Here is a 22,515-nt window from a genome sequence, read left to right as displayed (position 1 = left end):
GGCGTGGTGGGGGCCCCCCCCCCCCGCGGGGCGGGGGGCCCCCCCCCGCGCGGCGGGGGTCGGGGGGGGCCGGCCCCCCCCACCACCCCCCCGTCCGGGGACGGGTCAATCCCCGGCAGGGGCGTGCTCCGCCGCCGTGCGGGAGTCGATCTCGCGCCAGAAGCCGGCCCGGATCGCGTAGCGGTCGTGCTCGTCGATCTGGTCGTCCTTGTGGGCGAGGAGCCCGAAGCGGGCGGCGTAGCGCAGCAGCTCGCCGTCGATGCGGTGCGGGATGCGGGGGTATTCGGTGGAGAGGTGCTGGAGGTGGATGGAGTCGGTGAGGCGCTCGGTCCAGCGGCGGGCGAAGACCTGGCCGACCTCGAAGGGGTCACCGCCGACGGTGGTGATGTCCTCCTCGCGGTCCGCCCAGCGCTGCTCGGCGGAGGTGAGCTGGGCGAGCATCGGCAGGGACGCGGTTTCGGGAGGTTCACCGAGCCCGGTGCCCGCGCCGCGCTCGACCCAGCCCTTGTCGGAGGACCAGCGCAGCGTGGCGTTGGGCGCGAGCCCCGACGCGGACTGGGCGGCCGCGGCGCTCTGGCCGGCCTGGGCCGGCTGCGGGCCCGCGGGGCCGCGGAGGCCCGCGAGGTCCTTCGGGGTGGGCACGGGCCGGCCGGAGGGCGGCTCGGTGCCGTCCTGGCCGCGTTCGCCGTCCGGGCAGGAGGGGGCGGGGGCGGCGGGGCGGGTGCCGTTGCGCTCGGCGGGGCGGGCCTCAGCCGCGCGGCTCGCCGCTGCCGCCGCGGCGGCGGCAGCGGTCTCGGGGAGCGGGGCGGAGAGGATCGCGGCGATCTCGGGGCGGGGCGCGGGCGGCGGGGCGCAGATGCCGGTGAGTTCCTTGGCGCGGACGGCCCGGGTGATCCAGGTGCGGTCCAGGACGCGGCGCTCGTCGGCCTCGGCGACGAGGTCCTCGGACTGGTTGTAGTCGCCGTCGGCGGCCTGGACGGCCCACAGGTGGACGGCGACGCCGTGCTCCTTGGCGGACATCAGGCCGGGGAGGAGGTCGCCGTCGCCGGTGACGAGGACGATGTCGGAGCAGGCGCGGTTGCGGGCGAGCTCGGTGAGCTCGGCGTGCATGGCCGCGTCGACGCCCTTCTGGGCCCAGCGGCCGTCGCTGCGGGTCAGGGCGCCGAGCCGGACGGTGACCCGGGGCATGACGCGCAGCCGGCGGTGCTCGGGCTGGGGGACCCGGTCGGGGGCGCCGTCGAACCAGTAGATCCGCAGCAGGGGCTGTTCGGTCTCGGCCTCGGCGCGCTCGCGGAGCCCTTGGATGAGGGTCGCGTGGTCGACGGTGATGCGGGACCGGGCGGGTTCCCCGGCCAGCAGGCTCGCGGCGGCGCCCAGCAGATAGCCGGCGTCCACCAGGACGACGCAGCGGTCCACGTTCCACCCTCTTTCTGTCAGTCCAGAAGTGCGGTCGCCCCCCGGCACGGGCGTGCCCTGGTTTGCCTTGGCTTTCCCTGGAGTCTGCCCGACCCCGCGGGGGTTATCAGTCCGAACTGGATCTTCGGCGTGGCGGATACGGGCTCGTGGCGATAAGTGCACCTATCACGCACGGTAATTACCCGAAATGCACGATTCGTCAACGCGTGCCAGGGTGTTTCGCGGGGGGTCACCCCGAGCGGAGGCACACGAGCATGGCGAAGAACAGGAAGCAGAACCGGGAGCAGCAGAAGTCCAGCGCGGCCGAGCGCGGCACGCAGCAGGCGAAGAGCTCCTCGATGGAGGCCCAGGCCGACCAGCGGCAGTCCCAGGTCACTCCGGGGGACATGGCGCGCAAGGGCCGTCAGAAGCGTTTCGGCCACAACTGAGGCACGCGGCGGGCCGCGGGGCGGTCAACTGCCCGGCGTGGACCGGCGCTTTGATGCACGTGTGGGGCGCACCCGGCTGTTCCGGGTGCGCCCCACACTGGTGGTGCCGGGACCGAAGGGGCGGCTCAGCCCGCCAGGCAGGAGGGGCCGAGCAGCACCTTGAGGTCGCCGAAGAGCGCGGGGTCGGGGGTGACCCGGTGGCGGTCGAGCCGGAGCACGGTCGTCTTGCGCGCCCCCTGGAGCTTGATCCGGACCTCGGTGGAGCCGCGGTGGTGGGTGAGGACCTGGCCGAGCTTCTCCACCAGGGGCGGGGTGACCTTTACCGTGGGGATGGTGATGATCACGGGGGCGTTGGTGCCGGCGTTGGAGAGGTCGGGGACCATCAGCTCCATGGCGACCAGCCGGGGGATGTCCTCGCGCTTGTCCAGGCGCCCCTTGACGAAGACGACGGCGTCCTCGACGAGCTGGGTGGAGACCAGCTGGTAGGTGGCGGGGAAGAACATGCAGTCGATGGAGCCGGCCAGGTCCTCGACGGTGGCGATGGCCCAGGCGTTGCCCTGCTTGGTCATCTTGCGCTGGAGGCCGGAGATGATGCCGCCGATGGTGACGATCGCGCCGTCGGCGTGCTCACCGCCGGTGAGCTGGGAGATCGCGGCGTCGGCCTTGTCGTTGAGGACGTGCTCGATGCCGAAGAGCGGGTGGTCGGAGACGTAGAGGCCGAGCATCTCGCGCTCCTGCGCGAGGAGGTAGGACTTCTCCCACTCGATATCGGAGAACTCCACGTCGAGCCCGAAGCCCGGCTCGTCGCTGTCCTCCTCGCCCATGCCGCCGAAGAGGTCGAACTGCCCCTCGGCCTCCTTGCGCTTGACCTGCACCACGTTGTCGATCATCGGTTCGTAGTGCGCGGTGAGGCCCTTGCGGGTGTGCCCCATCTCGTCGAAGGCGCCGGCCTTGATCAGCGATTCGACGGTGCGCTTGTTACAGACGACGGCCTCGACCTTGTCGAGGAAGTCGGGGAAGGAGCTGTACTTCCCCTTCGCCTTGCGGCAGCGGATGATCGAGTCGACCACGTTCTGTCCGACGTTGCGGACGGCGGTGAGGCCGAAGAGGATCACGTCGTCGCCCTGGGCCGCGAAGTTGGCCTCGGACTCGTTGACGTTCGGCGGGAGCACCTTGATGCCCATGCGGCGGCATTCGTTGAGGTAGATCGCCGACTTGTCCTTGTCGTCGCGCACCGAGGTGAGCAGCGCGGACATGTACTCGGCCGGGTAATTGGCCTTGAGGTAGGCGGTCCAGTAAGTGACCAGGCCGTACGCGGAGGAGTGCGCCTTGTTGAAGGCGTAGCCGGCGAAGGGCACCAGCACGTCCCACAGGGCCTGGATGGCCTCGTCGGAGAAGCCCTTCTTCTTCGCGCCCTCCTTGAAGAACACGAAGTTCTTCGCCAGCTCGTCGGGCTTCTTCTTGCCCATGACGCGGCGGAGGATGTCGGCCTCGCCGAGGGAGTACCCGGCGATGATCTGGGCGGCCTTCTGCACCTGCTCCTGGTACACGATGAGGCCGTGGGTGACACCCAGGACCTCCTTGAGCGGCTCCTCCAGCTCCGGGTGGATCGGGGTGATCTCCTGCTGGCCGTTCTTGCGCAGGGCGTAGTTGGTGTGCGAGTTCATGCCCATCGGGCCCGGCCGGTACAGGGCCGAGACGGCGGAAATGTCTTCGAAGTTGTCGGGCTTCATCAGGCGCAGCAGGGAGCGCATGGGGCCGCCGTCGAACTGGAAGACGCCGAGCGTGTCACCGCGGCAGAGCAGCTCGTACGTGGTGGGGTCGTCCAGCGGGATCTTCAGCAGGTCGAGCTCGACGCCCTTGTTCGCCTTCACCATCTTGACGGCGTCGTCCATGATGGTGAGGTTGCGCAGGCCCAGGAAGTCCATCTTCAGGAGGCCGAGCGACTCGCAGCTCGGGTAGTCCCACTGGGTGATGGTGACGCCGTCGGAGGCCCGGACCCAGACCGGCACGTGGTCGGTGATGGTCTCGCTGGACATGATCACACCGGCGGCGTGCACGCCCATCTGCCGGACGAGGCCCTCGACGCCGCGCGCGGTGTCGATGACCTTCTTCACGTCGGGCTCGTTCTCGTACATCCCGCGGATCTCGCCGGCCTCGCTGTAGCGCGGGTGCTGCGGGTCGAGGATGCCGGAGAGGGGGATGCCCTTGCCGAGGACGTCGGCGGGCATGGCCTTGGTGAGGCGGTCGCCCATCGCGTAGGGATAGCCCAGGACGCGCGCGGAGTCCTTGATGGCGTTCTTGGCCTTGATGGTGCCGTAGGTGCCGATCATGGCGACCTTGTCGGCGCCGTACTTCTCCGTCACATATCTGATCACCTCGGCGCGCCTGCGCTCGTCGAAGTCGATGTCGACATCGGGCATGGAGATGCGCTCGGGGTTGAGGAACCGCTCGAAGATCAGGCCGTGCTCGATGGGGTCGAGGTCGGTGATGCCCATGGCGTAGGCGACGATCGAGCCGGCCGCGGAGCCCCGGCCGGGGCCGACGGCGATGCCGTTGTTCTTGGCCCACATGATGAAGTCGGCGACGACGAGGAAGTAGGCCGGGAAGCCCATCGAGATGATGATGTCCATCTCGTACTCGACCTGCTTGAGCCGGTCCTCGGGGATGCCCCCGGGGTAGCGGCGGGCCATGCCGCGCATGGTCTCCTCGCGGAACCAGCTGACCTCGGTGTGCCCCTCCGGCACGTCGAACTTCGGCATCAGGTCGCGCTTCTCGAACCAGCCGGTGGTGTCGATCTGCTGGGCGACCAGGAGGGTGTTGGCGCAGCCCTCCTGCCAGGCGTCGGAGGAGTCGATGGCGTACATCTCCTCCGTCGACTTCAGGTAGTAGCCGGTGCCGTCGAAGCGGAAGCGGTCGGGGTCGGAGAGGTTCTTGCCGGTCTGGATGCACAGCAGGGCGTCGTGGGCGGTGGCCTCGTGCGCGTAGGTGTAGTGCGAGTCGTTGGTGACCAGCGGCGGGATGCCGAGCTTCTTGCCGATCTCCAGCAGGCCGTCGCGGACGCGGCGCTCGATCTCGATGCCGTGGTCCATCAGCTCCAGGAAGTACCGGCCCTCGCCGAAGATGTCCTTGTAGTCACTGGCGGCCTGCACGGCCTCGTCGAACTGGCCGAGCCGCAGCCGCGTCTGCACCTCGCCGGAGGGGCAGCCGGTGGAGGCGATCAGGCCCTCGGACCACTGGGAGATCGTCTCCTTGTCCATCCGGGGCCACTTCGTCAGCCAGCCCTCGGCGTAGGCGTCCGAGGAGAGGCGGAAGAGGTTGTGCAGACCGGTCTTGTTCGCCGCCCAGATCGTCTTGTGGGTGTAGCCGCCCGAGCCGGAGACGTCGTCGCGCTTCTGGTGCGGCTGGCCCCACTGGATGCGCCGCTTGTTGCGCCGGGACTCGGGGGCGACGTACGCCTCGATGCCGATGATCGGGGTGACGTTCGCCTTCTTGGCCTGGTGGAAGAAGTCGTAGGCGCCGTGGAGGTTGCCGTGGTCGGACATGGCAATGTGTGTCATGCCCATCTCATTGCAGGCATTGAACATGTCCTTGAGCCGCGCAGCCCCGTCCAGCAGGGAGTACTGCGTGTGTACGTGCAGGTGCGTGAAGGGGGGCCTGGACGGTACAGACACGGTGGAGGACCTCCGGCGAACGGTCGGCGACAGCGGGGAGACAGCTTTGAAGGTTACCGGCCCCCACTGACATCACCGGGCACGAGAGGGTGGCCTCACGCGTTGAGGCGAAGGAAACATCCGTGCGTCACGGACGGCACGGAGCCGGTGCGAAACCGGCACGGAACCAGCTTGATGATCAACCAGGAGGACCCAGCGATGGCGCTCGAGCACGACCGGGCCACGCAGCGCGGCGAGGAGATCCTCGCCGTTTTCGACACCGCCTTCGGTGAGCTGCTCGCGGCCGACCCCGCCGCCTTCCGGGTCAAATTCCGCAAGATGGCGGCCTCGGCCTTCGCCTTCTACCGCGGCACGGCCTGCCTCTTCTACCGCGACCTGGAAGAGGGCGGGGACAGCGGCCCCTACCTGGACGAGCGCACGAGCCGGGTGTGGATCCACGGCGATCTGCACGCCGAGAACTTCGGCACGTACATGGACGCCAACGGCCGGCTGGTCTTCAACGTCAACGACTTCGACGAGGCGTACGTGGGCCCCTTCACCTGGGACCTCAAGCGCTTCGCCGCCTCGATCGCCCTCATCGGCTACACCAAGGCGCTCAGCGACGAGAAGATCACCGAGCTGGTGCGGACCTACGCGGCCGCCTACCGCGAGCGCATCCACGCCCTGGCCACCGGGGCCCGGAACGAGGAGGTCCCGCCCTTCACCCTGGACACCGCGGACGGCCCGCTGCTGGAGGCGCTGCGCGAGGCCCGCTCGATGACCCGCTTCGGGCTGCTCGCCTCGATGACGGAGATCCGGGACTTCGACCGGCGCTTCTTCCCCGACGACGGCGCGATCGAACTGGACGCCGCGACCCGCTACAAGATCCTCGCCGCCTTCGACGGCTACCTGGAGACCCTCCCCGAGACGAGCCTGGGCCGCCCCGACTCCTACCGCGTCAAGGACGTCGTCGGCCGCCGCGGCATCGGGATCGGCAGCGCCGGCCTGCCCTCGTACAACATCCTCCTGGAGGGCAACAGCGACGCCCTGGAGAACGACGTCGTCATCTACATGAAGCAGGGGCAGACCCCGGCGGTCTCGCGGCACGTCACCGACGGGCGGGTGCGCTCCTACTTCCGGCACGAGGGGCACCGCACGGTCATCTCGCAGCGCGCTCTCCAGGCCCACGCCGACCCGTGGCTGGGCTGGACGGAGCTCGACGGCATCGGGCAGCTCGTCGCCGAGGTCTCCCCCTACGCGGTCGACCTCGACTGGTCCGACATCGACGACCCTGCGGAGATCGCCGCCGTCGTCGCCGACCTGGGCCGGGCCACGGCCACCATGCACGCGGCGGCCGACGACCAGAGCGGCCACTCGCTGGTCCCCTTCTCCACCGAGCGGGCCATCGACGCCGTGCTCGCCGCCGACGAGGAGGGCTTCCCCAAGCTGCTCACGGACTTCGCGCACTCCTACGGGGCGCGGGCCCGCGCGGACCACCAGATCTTCGTGGACCTGTTCCGGAACGGCCGCATCCCAGGGCTTTAGTCAGCATTTATGGCCGTCCGTGGCAGACTTTTCCCGTCATGGACGTTTCAGCGGCACGCTTGCGGGCATTGCGCGCGGCGCTGTTCACAGCGCTGTGCGTGATGCTGTCCGCGGCTTCCCACGTGCTGCTCTCCGGCAAGGCGCTGCCCCTGCCGACGGTCGCCGGGGCCTGCGCCGCCGTCTTCGCGCTCGCCTACGCGCTGGCGGGCCGGGAGCGCGGCTTCCGGCACATCGCCGGGCTCCTGATCCCCCTGGAGCTGGCCGTCGACGCGCTCTTCACCACCGGGCAGCAGGCTTGCTACGGCACCGGTGGCCACCCCGTGCCCGGCGCGCTCACCGCGCTGTGCGGCGGTGGCGACATCGGCGGGCCCTTCGCCCCGGCGAGCGGCCCGGCCTCCGCCTCCTGGCTGCTGTTCGGCGCGCACGTCGCGGTCGGGCTGCTGGCCGCCGCCTGGCTGCGGCGCGGTGAGGCGGCCTTCGGCCGGCTCCTGACCGCCGTCGCCACGGCCGCCTTCCGGCCCCTGCTGGTGGCCGCCGCGGCACTCGCCGCGCCCGCCCGCCCCGCCGCGGCACCCCCGCGGGCCGTGCGCCGCGCGCGGGTGCCCGCCGCCTCTCCCCGCCTCCTGCACTCCGTCGTCCGGCGCGGTCCCCCGCGCTGCCCGGGCACCGCCCCCGCCTGAGCAGTACGGATCCCGCACGAACAGCACGACCGGCACGGAGAAGTGATCAGCATGAGCAAGCGCAACAGCCACCAGAACAAGCAGGCCGCCCGCGAGCGGCTGCGCGCCGAGCGCGAACGCCAGGCCAAGAAGGACCGGACCCGCCGCCGGCTCGTCGTCGGCGGATCGGTCGTCGCGATCCTGGCCGTCGCGGCGGGCATCGGTGTGGCCGTCACGCAGCTGGGCGGCAAGGACTCGGACTCCGCCTGGACGGCGGCGGCGAAGAAGGAACTGGTCAAGCCCGCCAACACCGCCGGCGAGAAGGGCACCGAGATCGTCATCGGTGACAAGAAGGCCGCGCACACCCTGGACCTCTTCCAGGACATGCGCTGCCCGATCTGCTCGGTCTTCGAGCAGAACGTCGGCGCAACGGTCGACAAGGACGTCAAGGACGGCAAGTACAAGGTCTCGTACCACATCGCCACGTTCCTCGACCGGAACTTCGGCGGCGTCGGCTCCAAGAACGCCCTCAGCGCGCTGGGCGCCGCCCTCGACGTCAGCCCCGACGCCTTCAGCGCGTACAACAAGGCCCTCTACTCCAAGGCCAACCACCCGCAGGAGACGAAGGACGACTACGCCAAGGACGACGTCCTGCTGAAGATCGCCAACGAGGTGCCGGCGCTCAAGGGCAACGCGCAGTTCGAGAAGAACGTCAAGGACGGCACCTTCGACAAGTGGGCGCTGGAGGTGTCCGACGCCTTCGACAGCAACAAGGACGTCACCGGCACCCCGACGCTCAAGCTCGACGGGAAGAAGCTGACCGCGGACGGGAAGAACACCCCGATCACCCCCGAGCAGTACTCCAAGGCCGTCGACGAGCAGCTCAAGTCCTGACCACCGGGCACCGGACGTGCCGTTCCCGCCATTGATGCCGAATCTTGACGCGACACCCCACCGTGGCCGTGGCACACTTCGCACTCATGGAGGGGACGGGAGTTCGACTGAGGGCGCTGCGCGCGGCGTTCTTCACCGCACTGTGCGTCACCCTGTCCGCGGCCTCCCACGTCCTGCTCTCCCGGGTGCCGCTGCCGCTGTCCACGGTCGCCGTGCTGTCGGCCGCGTTCTTCCTGGTCGCCTACGCGCTGGCCGGCCGTGAACGGAGCTACGGGCGGATAGCCGCCCTTCTCGTGCCCCTGGAGCTGGCGGCGGACACCGTCTTCACCACCGGCCAGCACGCCTGCTACGGGCGGGCCGGCGGGCCGGTCTCGGGCCCGCTGCGCTCCATGGGCGTCGACCTGGTCTGCCGCGGCGGCGACTTCGGCACCCCGCTGGCCCGGATGGCCGCCGGGCAGGACGCCCCCGCGCAGGCCGCCGGCCCGGCCGTCCCCTGGCTGCTGCTCGCCTGCCACCTCGCCGTGGGCCTGCTGGCCGCCGCCTGGCTGCGGCGCGGCGAGGTGGCGCTGACCCGGCTGCTGCGCGCGATCGCCGCGTTCGCCTTCCGCCCGCTGCTGACCGGCCTCCTGGCGCCCGCCCCGGCCGCGGGCCCGCACCGCCCGCCGCCGCGGCCCGTGCGCCGGGCCCCCCTCCCCCGCAGCCTCCCGCTGCTCGTCCACTCCGTGGTCCGCCGCGGGCCGCCCGGTCGCCCGGCACCTGCCTGAGCCCAGCGGTCCCCAGCGTTTCCCCACGGAGAAGACATCATGAGCAACCGGAACAACCAGCAGAACAAGCAGGCCGCCCGCGAGCGGCTGCGCGCCGAGCGCGAACGCCAGGCCAAGAAGGACAAGACGCGCCGCCAGCTCGTCGTCGCCGGCTCCATCGTCGTCGTCCTCGCGATAGCCGGCGGCATCGGCGTCGCGGTGAGCAAGATGAACGACGGCGGCGCCGGCAAGGGCGAGTGGGCCGCGGCGGCGGACAAGCCCCTCATCAAGCCGGCCAACGCCACCGGCAAGGACGGCGAAGAGATCATCATCGGTGACGACAAGGCGAAGGAGACCCTCACCGTCTACGAGGACCCGCGCTGCCCGTCGTGCGCGAGCTTCGAGCGGGCCTCCGGTGAGCAGTTGCAGCAGGACGTGAAGGACGGCCGCTACAAGGCCCGCTTCGTCATGGTGAACTTCATCGACGACGGCGTCCCGGGCACGGGGTCGAAGAACGCCGTCAGCGCGCTCGGCGCCGCCCTGAACGTCAGCAAGGAAGCGTTCGTCGAGTACAAGAAGGCCCTCTTCGCGCCGAAGAACCACCCGGACGAGCGGGACGACGCCTTCGCCGACGACAAGAAGCTGATCGACATCGCCCAGCAGGTCCCGGCCCTCAAGGGCAACAAGGACTTCGAGAAGAACGTCACCGAGGGCACCTACGACAAGTGGGCCCTGGAGATGGGCACGCTCTTCAAGAAGAACAAGATCGGCGGCACCCCCGCGCTGCTGCACGGCGACAAGACGCTGACCGCCGAGGGCTCCAAGAACCCGCCGATGGCCAAGGAGGCGTTCATCGCCGCCATCGACAAGGAATTCGGCCCGAAGAAGTAGCGGCGAAGAAACAGTAACGAATGAGCCATGGGCGGACGAACTGTCAGATTCCGTCCGCTCATGGCCTTACCTGTCAGTAAGGTGATGGTCCGTGACTCATCACCCCCGAATATCGCGCCGCACCGCCGTCACGGCGGTCGCCGCAGGCGCCGCTCTCCTCCCGTTCGCCGCCGGCCCCTCGGCCCACGCCGCTGACGGTGCCACCGCCTTCCGGCACGGGGTCGCCTCCGGCGATCCGCTCCCCGACGGAGTCCTGCTGTGGACCCGGGTCACCCCCGCCCCGGACGCCACCCCGGGCTCCGGGCGCGGCCCCGCCGTCGAGGTCGCCTGGGAGGTCGCCGAGGACGCCTCGTTCGCCAGGGTCGTCGCGCGCGGCAGCGCCCGGGCCACCGCGGCGGGCGACCACACCGTCAAGGCCGACGTCCGCGGCCTGCGCCCGGCCACCGCGTACTTCTACCGCTTCACCGCCGACGGCGCGCACTCCCCCGCCGGGCGCACCCGCACCGCCCCGGCGCGTGACGCCGCCACCCCCGGCATCCGCTTCGGCGTGGTCTCCTGCGCCAACTGGGAGTCGGGCTGGTTCGCCGCCTACCGCCACCTCGCGGACCGCCGCGACCTGGACGCCGTCCTCCACCTCGGCGACTACATCTACGAGTACGGCTCCGGCGAGTACCCGGCCGCCAAGGACGTCGTCCGCCCGCACTCCCCCGCCCACGAGATCGTCGACCTCGCGGACTACCGCACCCGGCACGGCCACTACAAGACCGACCCCGACCTCCAGGCCCTGCACGCCGCGCACCCGGTCATCGCCATCTGGGACGACCACGAGTTCGCCGACAACACGTGGGCGGGCGGCGCCGGGAACCACACCCCCGGCACCGAGGGCGACTGGGCGGCGCGGATGGCGGCGGCGAAGCAGGCGTACTTCGAGTGGATGCCCGTCAGACCCTCGGTGGAGGGCACCACCTACCGGCAGCTGCGGTTCGGCAAGCTGGCCGATCTGCTCCTGACCGACCTGCGCTCGTTCCGCTCGCAGCAGGCCAAAACCGGCAACGGGGCCGTGGACGACCCGGCCCGCACGCTCACCGGGCGCGCCCAGCTCGACTGGCTGAAGGCGGGCCTGGCGTCCTCCGACACCACCTGGCGGTTCGTCGGCAACTCCGTGATGATCTCCCCGGTGGCCTTCGGCTCTCTGCCGGCCCACCTGATGGAGCCGCTCGCCAAGCTGCTGGGGCTGCCCGCGGGCGGCCTGGCCGTCAACACCGACCAGTGGGACGGCTATACGCACGACCGGCGGGAACTGCTCACGCACCTCACCGACCGGGGCGTGCGCAACACCGTCTTCCTGACCGGCGACATCCACATGGCGTGGGCCGCCGACGTGCCGAAGCAGGCCGCGACGTACCCCCTGTCGCCGTCCGTCGCCACGGAGTTCGTGGTCACCTCGGTGACCTCCGACAACCTCGACGAAAGCCTGCGCGTCCTGCCGCACACCGCTTCGCTGGTCGCCACCGGCGCCATCAAGGCCGCCAACCGGCACGTGCAGTGGGTCGACATGGACTCGCACGGCTACGGCGTCCTCGACGTCACCGCCGAGCGGGCCCAGATGGACTACTACGTGCTCTCCGACAAGCGGAACCCGAAGGCCACGTCGTCCTGGGCCCGCTCGTACCGGACGCTCTCGGGCACCCAGCGCGTCGAGCGGGCGAAGGCACCTGTCCGCTAGCGCGGGCCGGCGGGTTGCGGGGCGCACCACCGCTGCGCGGCGGTGTCCTCAATCGCCGGACGGGCTGGTTCGGCTGAGCTCAGCCGAAAACCCGCCGGACAGGCGCTAACGCGCCGACAGTTCCTCCAGGAAGCCGAGCGCCACCGTCCACGTGGCCTCGGCCGCCTCCTGGTCGTAGTCGGCGAGCTCCGGGTCGGTGAACAGGTGGCCGGCCCCGGGGTAGCGGTGGACCTCCACGTCCGCGCCCGCCCGCTGCATCCGCAGGTACCAGGCGTTCAGCCAGTCGTGCGGCTCGAAGGGGTCGGGGTCGGCGACGTGCAGCTGCACCGGCAGCTCGTCCACGGCCGCGTCCTCGGCGAGGTCGGAGGTGCCGTGCAGGAGCAGCAGCCCGCGCGCCTTCTCGTCGCCCAGCGCCAGGTTCTGCGCGATCGACCCGCCGAGCGAGAACCCGGCGTAGACCAGCCCGCGGTCCGACAGCGGGGCCGCCGCCGTGATGGCGCGCTTGAGCAGCTCCTCCTTGCCGATCTCGTCCTTGACGGCCATGCCCTCCTCGACGGTGTCCGTCGTCCGGCCGTCGTAAAGGTCCGGAACGTGCACCTCGTGCCCGGCGGCGCGCAGGCGCTCGGCGGCGGCGTGTACGGCAGGCCGGAGCCCGTAGGCCGAATGAAACAGGACAATCGTGGTAGAGGACGCCACTGGAGTCACTTCCTAACAGGTGGATCGCGTGATCCCCATCGTGCCAGTTACGGTCGGGGGGAGGCGTCCACCGGTGAGCGGCAGTCTGCCGGAAGGAGCTGAGGAGTCCATGGAGGGCGTATTGCGTCCCGTGTCCGTCATCGGCGGCGCACTGGTCATCACCCTGATCGTGGGGTGGATCGCGGACCAAGTGGTGCGCCGGATCGGGGAGCGCCGGCCCGAGACCCCGCTGTGGAGCCTGCTGCGCCGCTGCCGGCTGCCCCTCCAGGTGGTGCTGTGCAGCGCCCTGCTGCGCGGCAGCTACCGCTCCGCGAAGCTCACCGAGGAGCACGAGGAGCTCGTCGGCCATGTGCTGACCCTGGTGCTCATCGGGGCGTGCGCCTGGCTGGCGGTGCGGATCGCCGTCGCCATAGTGGAGGCGTCCTACACCCGCTACGAGGCGAGCGCGCACGACCCGGCCCGGGTGCGCCGGGTGCGGACCCAGGTGACGCTGATCCAGCGGGTCGTCACGGCGGTCGTGTGCGTGGTGGCGGGAGCGGCGATGCTGCTGACCTTCCCGGCCATGAAGACCGTGGGGACGTCGCTGCTGGCCTCGGCCGGTCTGATCGGCATCGTCGCCGGTGTGGCCGCCCAGTCCACGCTCGGCAACCTCTTCGCTGGGCTGCAGATCGCCTTCGGCGACGTGGTGCGCATCGGGGACACCGTGGTCGTGGAGGGCGAGTGGGGCCGGGTCGAGGAGATCACCCTGACGTATCTGGTCGTGACGACCTGGGACGAGCGGCGCATCACCATGCCGGTGTCGTACTTCACCGGCCGCCCGTTCGAGAACTGGTCGCGCAACAACCCGCGGATGACGGGCACGGTCTTCTTCCACCTCGACCACTCCACGCCCGTCGACCTGATGCGCGAGCACCTGCACGACGTGCTGAAGTCCACGCTGGAGTGGGACCAGCGGGCCTGGAGCCTGGTGGTCACCGACACCACCCCCTCCACCATCCAGGTGCGGGCGCTGGTCACCGCCAAGGACGCCGACGACATCTGGGCGCTGCGCTGCGTCGTGCGCGAACACATGATCGAGTGGCTGCGGCGGGAGCACCCCTACGCGCTGCCGCGCCTGAACACCGCGGCGGCCCCGGGCCTGGAGGACGCCCCCGACCGGCGGCAGACCCCGCCGACCGCGGGGGACGTCGGCCCGGGCCCGGGGGCCGTCTGAGCCGGTCAGGGCCGGGCAGGGCCGGTCGGGGTCACAGGCTCCGTACGTCCAGGTGGCGCAGCACCCGGTCGACGATCTCCGGGTCGGCGCCGGGCTCGCTGCGGGCCGCCAGCACCTCGTGGCGGGCGGCGGAGAGCATCTCGCCCTGGATCCGCTGTACGGCCCGGATCCGCTCCACGCGCTTCGCGTGGGCCTCGCGCCGCTCCTCGTCCAGCATGTCGGGGCTGATGCGGGCCCCGACGTCGTAGGCGCGCCGGGTGAGGGTCTCGACGAGGTCGTCGGGGAGGTCCTCGACCTGTTCGATCTCCTTGAGGCGGCGCTTGGCGGCCTTGGCGGCGCGGACGGCGAGCTTGCGGGCGGTCTCGCGCTCGGCGTCGGCGTCGGACCGCACGCCGAGCCGCTTGACCAGCCAGGGCAGGGTCAGGCCCTGGACGACGAGGGTGGCCATGATGACGGCGAAGGCGATGAAGAGGATCTCTTCGCGGGCGGGGAAGGGCGAGCCGTCGTCCATCTTCAGCGGGATCGCCAGGGCCAGGGCGACCGAGGCGACGCCGCGCATCCCGGACCACCACATGACGACGGTCTCCCGCCAGCTCATGGGGACCTCCTCCTCGATGTCCCGGAGGTGGTGCAGCTTCTTGGCGAGCCAGGCCGCGGGCAGCAGCCACAGCAGCCGGACGCCGATGACGACGGCGACGACGGCGCCCCCGATCCGCAGCATCTCCTCCCAGCGGCCGGAGGCGGTGCCGAAGACGTTGTGGAGTTCGAGGCCGATGAGACCGAAGGCGACCCCGGTGACGAGGGTGTCGACGACCTCCCAGAAGGTGTGCCCGGCCAGCCGCCCGAGGACATCGTCGGCGTCCGAGGCGTGCTCGGCGAGGAAGAGCGCGGTGACGAGCACGGCGAGCACCCCGGAGCCCCGGAACTCCTCGGCCAGCACGTAGGAGACGAACGGCACCAGCAGGGTGAGCCCGATCTGGAGCGTCGCGTCGCCGAGGACGTCCATGAGCTTCTTGGCCATCCAGCCGAGCGCCAGCCCGATCGCGAGGGCCACCACGGCGGACAGCACGAGCGCCCCCACGGCGTCGGGCACCGAGAAGCTGCCGCTGACGGCCGCGGCGATGGCCACGTGGTAGAGCACGATGGCGGTGACGTCGTTGAAGAGCCCCTCGCCCTCCAGGATGGACACCAGGCGGCGCGGCAGCCCGAGGGAGCCGGCGACGGCGGTGGCCGCCACGGGGTCGGGAGGGGCGACGAGCGCGCCGAGAACGACGGCGGCCGCGAGCGAGATGCCGGGCACGACGGCGTTGGCGACGACGGCGACGGCGGCGGTCGTCACGAAGACGAGGGCGACGGCGAGCAGCAGGATCGGCCGGAGATTGGCCGTGAACTGGCGCCACGAGGTGCGCTGCACGGAGGCGTAGAGCAGGGGCGGCAGCACCAGCGGAAGAATGAATTCCGGCGGTACGTCCACATTGGGGACGAAGGGCAGCAGCGCCAGGACGATGCCGCCCAGGGTCATCAGCACCGGGGACGGCAGCCCCAGCCGGTCCGCCAGCGGCACCATGACCACCGCCCCGATCAGCAGGACGAACAGCAGGGCGAGCTGGTCCACGGAAGCCCTCCGGGCGGGTGGGGGAACAGTCGTTCACGCACCAGCCTGCCATGGAACCCGGCAAACCCGATCAGCCGGGCAGTTGTCGACACCCGCCCCAGGTGTCCCGCAGGTCTCTCACAGGGCCTTCGTCATGGCTCGGTGCGGGATGCCGCTGCCCTCGTCGAACTCCGGACCGTGGGCGGTGTACCCCAGCCGCTCGTAGAAGCCCAGCGCCGGAGTCTGCGCCTCCAGGTACACCCGGGCCAGGCCGAGCCGCCGGGCTTCCGCCTCCACGGCCCGGACCAGCGCGGCACCCAGGCCACTGCCCCGCGCGGCCCGGCCGACGGCGAGCCGGCCGAGAACGGCCGTGCTGTCGTCGTCGACGCCCGCGGACCCGTACTTCTTCCGGGCGGGCCCGCCGTACAGGAAGCGCACCGTGCCGACCGGGCCGAGGGGCCCGGTGGCCAGGAAGTGGACGGCGTCGGCGTCGTAGGCGTCCATCTCCTCCGTCTCCGGCACGCCCTGCTCGGCGATGAAGACCTCACGGCGCACCGCGTGGCAGCCGGCCAGTTCCTCCGGCCCGGCGAGGCGGACGGGAAAGGCGGGCGCCCGCCTCACGCGCTCTCGGCGCGCACGATGTCCAGGGCGCGCTGCAGGTCCTCGGGGTAGGCGCTCTCGAACTCCACCCAGCGCCCGTCCTCGGGGTGCTCGAAGCCGAGCCGCATGGCGTGCAGCCACTGGCGCGTCAGCCGCAGCCGCTTGGCGAGCGTCGGGTCGGCGCCGTAGGTGAGGTCGCCCACGCACGGGTGGCGGTGGGCGGACATGTGCACCCGGATCTGGTGCGTACGGCCGGTCTCCAGCTTGATGTCCAGGAGGCTGGCGGCCCGGAACGCCTCGATGAGGTCGTAGTGGGTCACCGACGGCTTGCCCTCGGCGGTGACCGCCCACTTGTAGTCGTGGTTGGGGTGGCGGCCGATGGGGGCGTCGATGGTGCCGCTCATCGGGTCCGGGTGGCCCTGGACCAGGGCGTGGTAGCGCTTGTCGACCGTGCGCTCGCGGAACTGCTGCTTGAGCAGCGTGTAGGCGCGCTCGGACTTGGCGACGACCATCAGGCCGGAGGTGCCGACGTCCAGGCGGTGCACGATGCCCTGCCGCTCGGAGGCGCCCGAGGTGGAGATGCGGTAGCCCGCGGCGGCCAGGCCGCCGATGACGGTGGTGCCCGTCCAGCCGGGGCTGGGGTGGGCGGCCACGCCGACCGGCTTGACGATCACGACGATGTCGTCGTCGTCGTGGACGATCTCCATGCCCTCGACGGGCTCGGCGACGATCTGCACGGGCGCGGGCGCGGCCGGCATCTCGACCTCGAGCCAGGCGCCGCCGGTGACCCGGTCGGACTTCCCGGCCTCGGCCCCGTCGAGCTGGACCTTGCCCGCGGCCGCCAGCTCGGCCGCCTTGGTGCGGGAGAAGCCGAACATGCGGGCGATGGCGGCGTCGACGCGCTCGCCTTCGAGGCCGTCGGGTACGGGCAGGGCGCGGATCTCGGGAATGGTGCTCACCCGTCGAGTATGACGGACGGGCCCGGCGGACCCGCACGTCAGTCCTCACGGACCGGGCCGCCGGTGGCCGCCGTCAGTCCTTGTGGACGGTGCCGTCCGGGTCCAGCCCCCGGAAGGAGAGGATGACGATCAGGAAGCCGCCGCAGACGATCGCGGAGTCGGCGAGGTTGAAGACCGCGAAGTGCGCCGGGGCGATGAAGTCCACCACGCCGCCCTCGAAGCCGCCGGGCGCCCGGAAGAGCCGGTCGGTGAGGTTGCCGAACGCGCCGCCCAGCAGCAGGCCCAGCGCGATCGCCCAGGGAAGGCTGTAGAGCTTGCGGGCGATCCGGGCGATCACCACGATCACCACGGAGGCGATGATCGTGAAGACGATCGTCATCGCCTCGCCGAGGCCGAAGGCCGCGCCGCGGTTGCGGACCACCTCGAACTGGAGCCAGGTGCCGAACACCTCGATCGGGTCGTGGTGCTCCAGATTGGCCACCACGAACAGCTTGGTGCCCAGGTCGAGGAGGTAGGCGAAGGCGGCGACGCCGAGGAGCACCGCGATGCGCCGACCGCCCCTGGCGGCGCCCGGGCCGCCCGCCGGCGCCCCGCTGGTCCCGTCGGCGCCTCCAGGCGTGCCGGTGGTCTGTTCCGCCTCTGTCACGTGAGTCCTTCGACGTCGTCCCGCTGCGCGCTGCCGCGCTCGATGGGCGCCAGGGCCTGCCTGACTGAGCACGAGGGTACGGCACGCCCCCGGCCGCGGGTCAGCGGCGTTCCTGCCGCTGTTTGCACTCCACGCACAGCGTCGCGCGGGGAAACGCCTGCATACGCGCCTTGCCGATGGGCTTGCCGCAGTTCTCGCAGAGCCCGTACGTGCCCGCGTCGAGCCGCTCCAGCGCCCGCTCGGTCTGGAGCAGCATCTCGCGCGCGTTGGCGGCCAGGGCCAGCTCGTGCTCGCGCGTGATGTTCTTGGTGCCGGTGTCCGCCTGATCGTCACCGGCGCCGTCGCCCGAGTCGCGCATCAGCCCGCTGATCGCCTCCTCCGACGCCGTGATCTCGGTGCGCAGCCGCGAGACCTCGTCCTGCAGCTCCGTGCGCGCCTCCGCCACCTCCGCCGGTGTCCAGGGGTCCTCGCCCGGCCGCACCGCCAGCTCGCCGGGGGCCTGGGCAGTGGCCCCCCGGGCACCGGGGACCTTTCCCGCCGCCCGGTCCTCGTCCATCGTCTTCTTCGCAGCCACCGTCCTGGCTCCCGTCTTCTTCGCGGGCACCGCCCTTGTGGCAGGTGCGGTCTTCTCGGCCGGAACGGTCCCGGCGCTCTTTCCGGCCGCGGCACCACCGGCAGGCGCGGCCGTCTTCTCCGCCGTCTTCTTCACCGCTTTCTTCACCGCTTTCTTCACGGCCTTCGCGGCGGTCTTCGTGGCGGTCTTCTGTGCGGTCTTCTCGGCCGGCGCCGTCGCCCCGGCCGCGCTCCGGGCTGTCTTCTTGCCGGGCTCGGCCTTTTCAGCGGCCTGCACGGCGGTCTTTCCGGCCGTCTTCTCCGCCACCTTCTCCGCCGTTCGCCCTGCTGTCTTCTTCGCTGTCTTCTCCGCTGTCTTCTTCACTGCTTTGTGCGCCGTCCGGCCGGCCGTCTCCCCGGTGGCGGTCCCTCCGGCGGCCGCGGCCGTTCGGGAGGCCGCCTTCTTCGCGGGCGCGGTCTTCCCGGCGGGCGCGGCCCCGGCCCGCTCCGCCGGCACGGCCGCCCCGGCCCGCTCGGCGGCCTTCGCTGCCTTCTTCGCCACCATGGCCGCGGCCCCTCACATTTTATGATCTTGCGCGCGAATCGTGCGGGAACGATAAATCTCCACCGGTCACGCGGCAACGGGGCACGCCGGTCTCATCCGTTGTGCCCCGCCCCCGGCCCGGTAATCGGCGTAATCGGCCGGGTGCCGGGCCGGGGAAACCGGTAGGCCACCGGCGGCCCCGCCCCGTACACTGGGCCGAGCGAGAGGCGTGGAAGGGACGAGTAGCCCCGTACGCAGCCATGAGCGACCCGGGGACGGTGGAAGCCCGGGGGCGTGCACGGTGTGAAGATCACCCCTGAGCCGCCGGAGGAACGCCCCCAGGGGTCAGTAGAACCGGCATCGCGACCCAATGAGGGGGCCGGAGGCTGCTGCCTGCGGCCAAGGAGGGTGGTACCGCGGGGGCCCGGAGCTCTCGTCCCTCCGACGGACAGCGCAATGACGTTCCGCCGGAGGAAGCCCCAGATGAGTCCGCAGCCGCAGTACCGCCAGGTACCCGCCCAGGTAGACCTGCCCGCCCTTGAGCACGCCGTGCTGGAGTTCTGGCAGGAGCAGAAGGTCTTCGCCCGCACCCTGGAGCAGTCCGAGGGCCGCCCGGAGTGGGTCTTCTACGAGGGCCCGCCCACCGCCAACGGCATGCCCGGCGCCCACCACATCGAGGCCCGCGTCTTCAAGGACGTCTTCCCCCGCTTCCGCACCATGCAGGGCTACCACGTCGGCCGCAAGGCCGGCTGGGACTGCCACGGCCTGCCGGTCGAGCTCGCGGTGGAGAAGGAGCTCGGCTTCAACGGCAAGCAGGACATCGAGAAGTTCGGCATCGCCGAGTTCAACGCCAAGTGCCGCGAGTCCGTCACCCGCCACACCGACGCGTTCACCGAGCTGACCACCCGCATGGGCTATTGGGTCGATCTGGACGACGCGTACCGCACCATGGACCCCGATTACGTCCAGTCGGTGTGGTGGTCGCTGAAGGAGATCTTCAACAAGGGCCTGCTGGTCCAGGACCACCGCGTCGCCCCCTGGTGCCCCCGCTGCGGCACCGGCCTGTCCGACCACGAGCTGGCGCAGGGCTACGAGACGGTCGTCGACCCCTCCGTCTTCGTCCGCTTCCCGCTGACCTCCGGCCCGCTGGCCGGCGAGGCGGCGCTGCTGGTGTGGACGACCACACCGTGGACGCTGGTGTCCAACACCGCCGCCGCCGCGCACCCGGACGTCACCTACGTCGTGGCCACCGACGGCAACGAGAAGCTGGTCGTCGCCGAGCCGCTGCTGGAGAAGGCCCTCGGCGAGGGCTGGACCGCCACCGGCCAGTCCTTCACCGGCCGCGAGATGGAGCGCTGGGCCTACCGCCGCCCGTTCGACCTCGTCGAGCTGGAGGGCGCCAACTTCGTCGTCAACGCCGAGTACGTGACGACCGAGGACGGCACCGGCCTCGTCCACCAGGCCCCCGCCTTCGGTGAGGACGACCTCAAGACCTGCCGCGCCTACGGCCTGCCGGTCGTGAACCCGGTGCGCCCCGACGGTACCTTCGAGGAGGGCCTCCGCCTCGTCGGCGGCGAGTTCTTCAAGAAGGCCGACGAGAAGCTCGTCGCGGACCTCTCCGAGCGCGGCCTGCTCTTCCAGCACGTGGCCTACGAGCACAGCTACCCGCACTGCTGGCGCTGCCACACCGCGCTCCTCTACTACGCGCAGCCGTCCTGGTACATCCGCACCACCGCGGTGAAGGACCGGCTGCTCCAGGAGAACGAGCAGACCAACTGGTTCCCCGAGTCGGTCAAGCACGGCCGCTTCGGCGACTGGCTGAACAACAACATCGACTGGGCGCTCTCCCGCAACCGCTACTGGGGCACCCCGCTGCCCATCTGGCGCTGCGAGGACGACCACCTCACCTGCGTCGGCTCGCTCGCCGAGCTGAGCGAGCTCACCGGCACCGACCAGAGCGCGCTGGACCCGCACCGCCCGTACATCGACGACGTCACCTTCACCTGCTCCGCCGACGGCTGCGCGCACACCGCCGTCCGGGTGCCCGAGGTCATCGACGCCTGGTACGACTCGGGTTCCATGCCGTTCGCGCAGTGGGGCTACCCGTACAAGAACAAGGAGCTCTTCGAGAAGCGCTACCCGGCGCAGTTCATCTCGGAGGCCATCGACCAGACCCGCGGCTGGTTCTACACCCTGATGGCGGTCGGCACCCTTGTCTTCGACAAGTCGAGCTACGAGAACGTCGTCTGCCTGGGCCACATCCTCGCCGAGGACGGCCGGAAGATGTCCAAGCACCTGGGCAACATCCTCCAGCCCATCCCGCTGATGGACCAGCACGGCGCCGACGCCGTCCGCTGGTTCATGGCGGCCGGCGGCTCCCCGTGGGCCGCGCGCCGCGTGGGCCACGGCACGATCCAGGAGGTCGTCCGCAAGACGCTCCTCACCTACTGGAACACGGTCGCCTTCCAGGCCCTGTACGCCCGGACGTCGCAGTGGGCGCCCTCCGCGTCCGACCCGGCCCCGGCCGACCGGCCGCTGATCGACCGCTGGCTGCTGGGCGAGCTGAACACCCTGACCGACCAGGTCACCCAGGCGCTGGAGGCGTACGACACCCAGCGCGCCGGCAAGCTCCTGTCCTCCTTCGTGGACGACCTGTCCAACTGGTACGTGCGGCGCTCGCGCCGCCGGTTCTGGCAGGGTGACGCGGCCGCGCTGCGCACCCTGCACGAGGTCGTCGAGACGGTCACCCGGCTGATGGCCCCGCTGGTGCCCTTCATCACCGAGCGGGTGTGGCAGGACCTGATCGTGCCCGTCGACCCCGAGGCCCCGGCGTCGGTCCACCTCTCCACCTGGCCGAAGGCGGACGCCGCCCTCATCGACCCGACGCTGTCCCAGCAGATGCTGCTCGTGCGGCGCCTTGTCGAGCTCGGCCGCGCCACGCGCGCCGAGTCGGGCGTCAAGACCCGTCAGCCGCTGTCCCGTGCGCTGGTCGCGGCCGCCGGCTTCGAGTCGCTGGGCGCGGAGCTGCGGGCGCAGATCACCGAGGAGCTGAACGTCTCCTCCCTGGCCTCGCTGAGCGAGGTCGGCGGTTCGCTGGTCGACACCACGGCCAAGGCCAACTTCCGCGCCCTGGGCAAGCGGTTCGGCAAGGGCGTCCAGGCGGTGGCCAAGGCCGTCGCCGAGGCGGACGCCGCCGCGCTGTCGCTCGCCCTGCGCGAGGGCACGGCCTCGGTGGTCGTCGACGGGGAGACCGTCACGCTCGCCCCGGACGAGGTCATCATCACCGAGACCCCGCGCGAGGGCTGGTCGGTGGCCTCCGACTCCGGTGCCACGGTGGCCCTCGACCTGGAGATCACCCAGGAACTGCGCCGGGCGGGCCTCGCCCGGGACGCGATCCGGCTGATCCAGGAGGCCCGCAAGAACAGCGGCCTCGACGTCGCCGACCGGATCGCCCTGCGCTGGCAGGCGACCGAGGCGGAGACCACGACGGCGCTGGGCGAGCACTCCGCCCTCATCGCCGACGAGGTGCTGGCGACGGACTTCGCCCCGGGCGAGGGTGACGAAACGTTCGGCGAGCCGTTCGAGGACGAGGGCCTCGGGCTCACGTTCCGCCTCCGCAAGGCGTAGCGAGCCGCCTCAGCCTCCACGAACCGGCCGTCCGGGGCGCATGCGCGGGCCTTCGGCGGCGTCTACCGCAGTGCCCTCAAGGACCTCTCCCTCACCTATCCGCAGTACCTGGCGATGATGGTCCTCTGG

General features: G+C 71.2%; 17 protein-coding genes and 1 pseudogene. 10 read left to right on the top strand and 8 right to left on the bottom strand.

All coding sequences use genetic code 11. The features are described from left to right. Window positions 1-105: 105 nt before the first annotated feature. Complete coding sequence (locus ABZ951_RS30245) at window positions 106-1,416, bottom strand: NYN domain-containing protein (RefSeq protein WP_361281241.1); 1,311 nt, start codon at window positions 1,414-1,416, stop codon at window positions 106-108. A 254-nt stretch (window positions 1,417-1,670) separates the two neighbouring features. On the opposite strand from ABZ951_RS30245, the gene ABZ951_RS30240 reads away from it, so the two are divergent. Further along, window positions 1,671-1,844: a hypothetical protein gene (locus ABZ951_RS30240; RefSeq protein ID WP_184730600.1), complete on the top strand. Its 174-nt coding sequence runs from the start codon at window positions 1,671-1,673 to the stop codon at window positions 1,842-1,844. A 125-nt stretch (window positions 1,845-1,969) separates the two neighbouring features. Here ABZ951_RS30240 and dnaE read toward each other — a convergent pair whose 3' ends face one another. Continuing rightward, window positions 1,970-5,518, bottom strand: a complete 3,549-nt coding sequence (gene dnaE / locus ABZ951_RS30235; RefSeq protein WP_344096512.1) for a DNA polymerase III subunit alpha — start codon at window positions 5,516-5,518, stop codon at window positions 1,970-1,972. A 198-nt stretch (window positions 5,519-5,716) separates the two neighbouring features. Here dnaE and ABZ951_RS30230 point away from each other — a divergent pair, with 198 nt between their 5' ends. From ABZ951_RS30230 to ABZ951_RS30205, 6 genes are all read left to right on the top strand, one after another. Further along, a complete protein-coding gene (locus ABZ951_RS30230; protein WP_344096514.1) occupies window positions 5,717-7,042 on the top strand; it encodes a DUF2252 domain-containing protein in 1,326 nt (441 codons plus the stop codon). Window positions 7,043-7,080: 38 nt separating this feature from the next. Then, complete coding sequence (locus ABZ951_RS30225) at window positions 7,081-7,722, top strand: hypothetical protein (RefSeq protein WP_344096516.1); 642 nt, start codon at window positions 7,081-7,083, stop codon at window positions 7,720-7,722. A gap of 51 nt (window positions 7,723-7,773) precedes the next feature. Continuing rightward, window positions 7,774-8,595 (top strand): thioredoxin domain-containing protein, encoded by an 822-nt coding sequence (locus ABZ951_RS30220; protein WP_344096519.1) that lies wholly within the window; start codon window positions 7,774-7,776, stop codon window positions 8,593-8,595. An 86-nt stretch (window positions 8,596-8,681) separates the two neighbouring features. After that, window positions 8,682-9,359 (top strand): hypothetical protein, encoded by a 678-nt coding sequence (locus ABZ951_RS30215; protein ID WP_361281244.1) that lies wholly within the window; start codon window positions 8,682-8,684, stop codon window positions 9,357-9,359. A gap of 39 nt (window positions 9,360-9,398) precedes the next feature. Continuing rightward, window positions 9,399-10,229 (top strand): thioredoxin domain-containing protein, encoded by an 831-nt coding sequence (locus tag ABZ951_RS30210; RefSeq protein ID WP_344096521.1) that lies wholly within the window; start codon window positions 9,399-9,401, stop codon window positions 10,227-10,229. Between the two features lie 91 nt (window positions 10,230-10,320). Further along, window positions 10,321-11,955, top strand: a complete 1,635-nt coding sequence (locus ABZ951_RS30205; RefSeq protein WP_344096523.1) for an alkaline phosphatase D family protein — start codon at window positions 10,321-10,323, stop codon at window positions 11,953-11,955. A gap of 105 nt (window positions 11,956-12,060) precedes the next feature. Here the strand turns inward: ABZ951_RS30205 and ABZ951_RS30200 are convergent, their stop codons facing one another. After that, window positions 12,061-12,651: a dienelactone hydrolase family protein gene (locus ABZ951_RS30200; RefSeq protein WP_344096526.1), complete on the bottom strand. Its 591-nt coding sequence runs from the start codon at window positions 12,649-12,651 to the stop codon at window positions 12,061-12,063. 109 nt (window positions 12,652-12,760) lie between these two features. On the opposite strand from ABZ951_RS30200, the gene ABZ951_RS30195 reads away from it, so the two are divergent. Further along, entirely contained in the window at window positions 12,761-13,864 is a 1,104-nt protein-coding gene (locus ABZ951_RS30195) for a mechanosensitive ion channel domain-containing protein (protein ID WP_344096528.1), read from the top strand. Window positions 13,865-13,895: 31 nt separating this feature from the next. Here ABZ951_RS30195 and ABZ951_RS30190 read toward each other — a convergent pair whose 3' ends face one another. The 5 genes from ABZ951_RS30190 to ABZ951_RS30170 all read right to left on the bottom strand — a co-directional run bounded on the left by ABZ951_RS30190 (window position 13,896) and on the right by ABZ951_RS30170 (window position 18,780). Next, entirely contained in the window at window positions 13,896-15,479 is a 1,584-nt protein-coding gene (locus ABZ951_RS30190) for a Na+/H+ antiporter (protein ID WP_344096530.1), read from the bottom strand. 117 nt (window positions 15,480-15,596) lie between these two features. Beyond that, a complete protein-coding gene (locus ABZ951_RS30185; RefSeq protein ID WP_344096532.1) occupies window positions 15,597-16,079 on the bottom strand; it encodes a GNAT family N-acetyltransferase in 483 nt (160 codons plus the stop codon). Then, the gene (locus ABZ951_RS30180; RefSeq protein ID WP_344096534.1) at window positions 16,076-17,017 is read right to left on the bottom strand and encodes an RluA family pseudouridine synthase; all 942 of its coding nucleotides are present in this window, start codon (window positions 17,015-17,017) and stop codon (window positions 16,076-16,078) included. Before ABZ951_RS30180 ends, ABZ951_RS30185 begins: the two co-directional genes overlap by 4 nt. Window positions 17,018-17,090: 73 nt before the next feature. Further along, window positions 17,091-17,663 (bottom strand): signal peptidase II, encoded by a 573-nt coding sequence (lspA, locus tag ABZ951_RS30175; RefSeq protein WP_344096535.1) that lies wholly within the window; start codon window positions 17,661-17,663, stop codon window positions 17,091-17,093. Between the two features lie 100 nt (window positions 17,664-17,763). After that, window positions 17,764-18,780, bottom strand: coding sequence for a TraR/DksA C4-type zinc finger protein (locus ABZ951_RS30170; RefSeq protein ID WP_344096536.1), 1,017 nt, complete (start codon window positions 18,778-18,780; stop codon window positions 17,764-17,766). 462 nt (window positions 18,781-19,242) lie between these two features. Between ABZ951_RS30170 and ileS the strand changes: the two genes are divergently transcribed. Beyond that, window positions 19,243-22,386 (top strand): isoleucine--tRNA ligase, encoded by a 3,144-nt coding sequence (ileS, locus tag ABZ951_RS30165; protein ID WP_344096537.1) that lies wholly within the window; start codon window positions 19,243-19,245, stop codon window positions 22,384-22,386. Window positions 22,387-22,428: 42 nt separating this feature from the next. Next, window positions 22,429-22,515 (top strand): annotated as a pseudogene (locus ABZ951_RS30160) (MarR family transcriptional regulator); the annotation flags it as partial.

This window comes from Streptomyces sp. NPDC046215, from assembly GCF_040646215.1.
GTDB classification, from domain to species: domain Bacteria; phylum Actinomycetota; class Actinomycetes; order Streptomycetales; family Streptomycetaceae; genus Streptomyces; species Streptomyces stramineus.
Note: the sequence above shows the minus strand (reverse complement) of the source record. Positions and strands in the feature narration are given on the sequence as shown.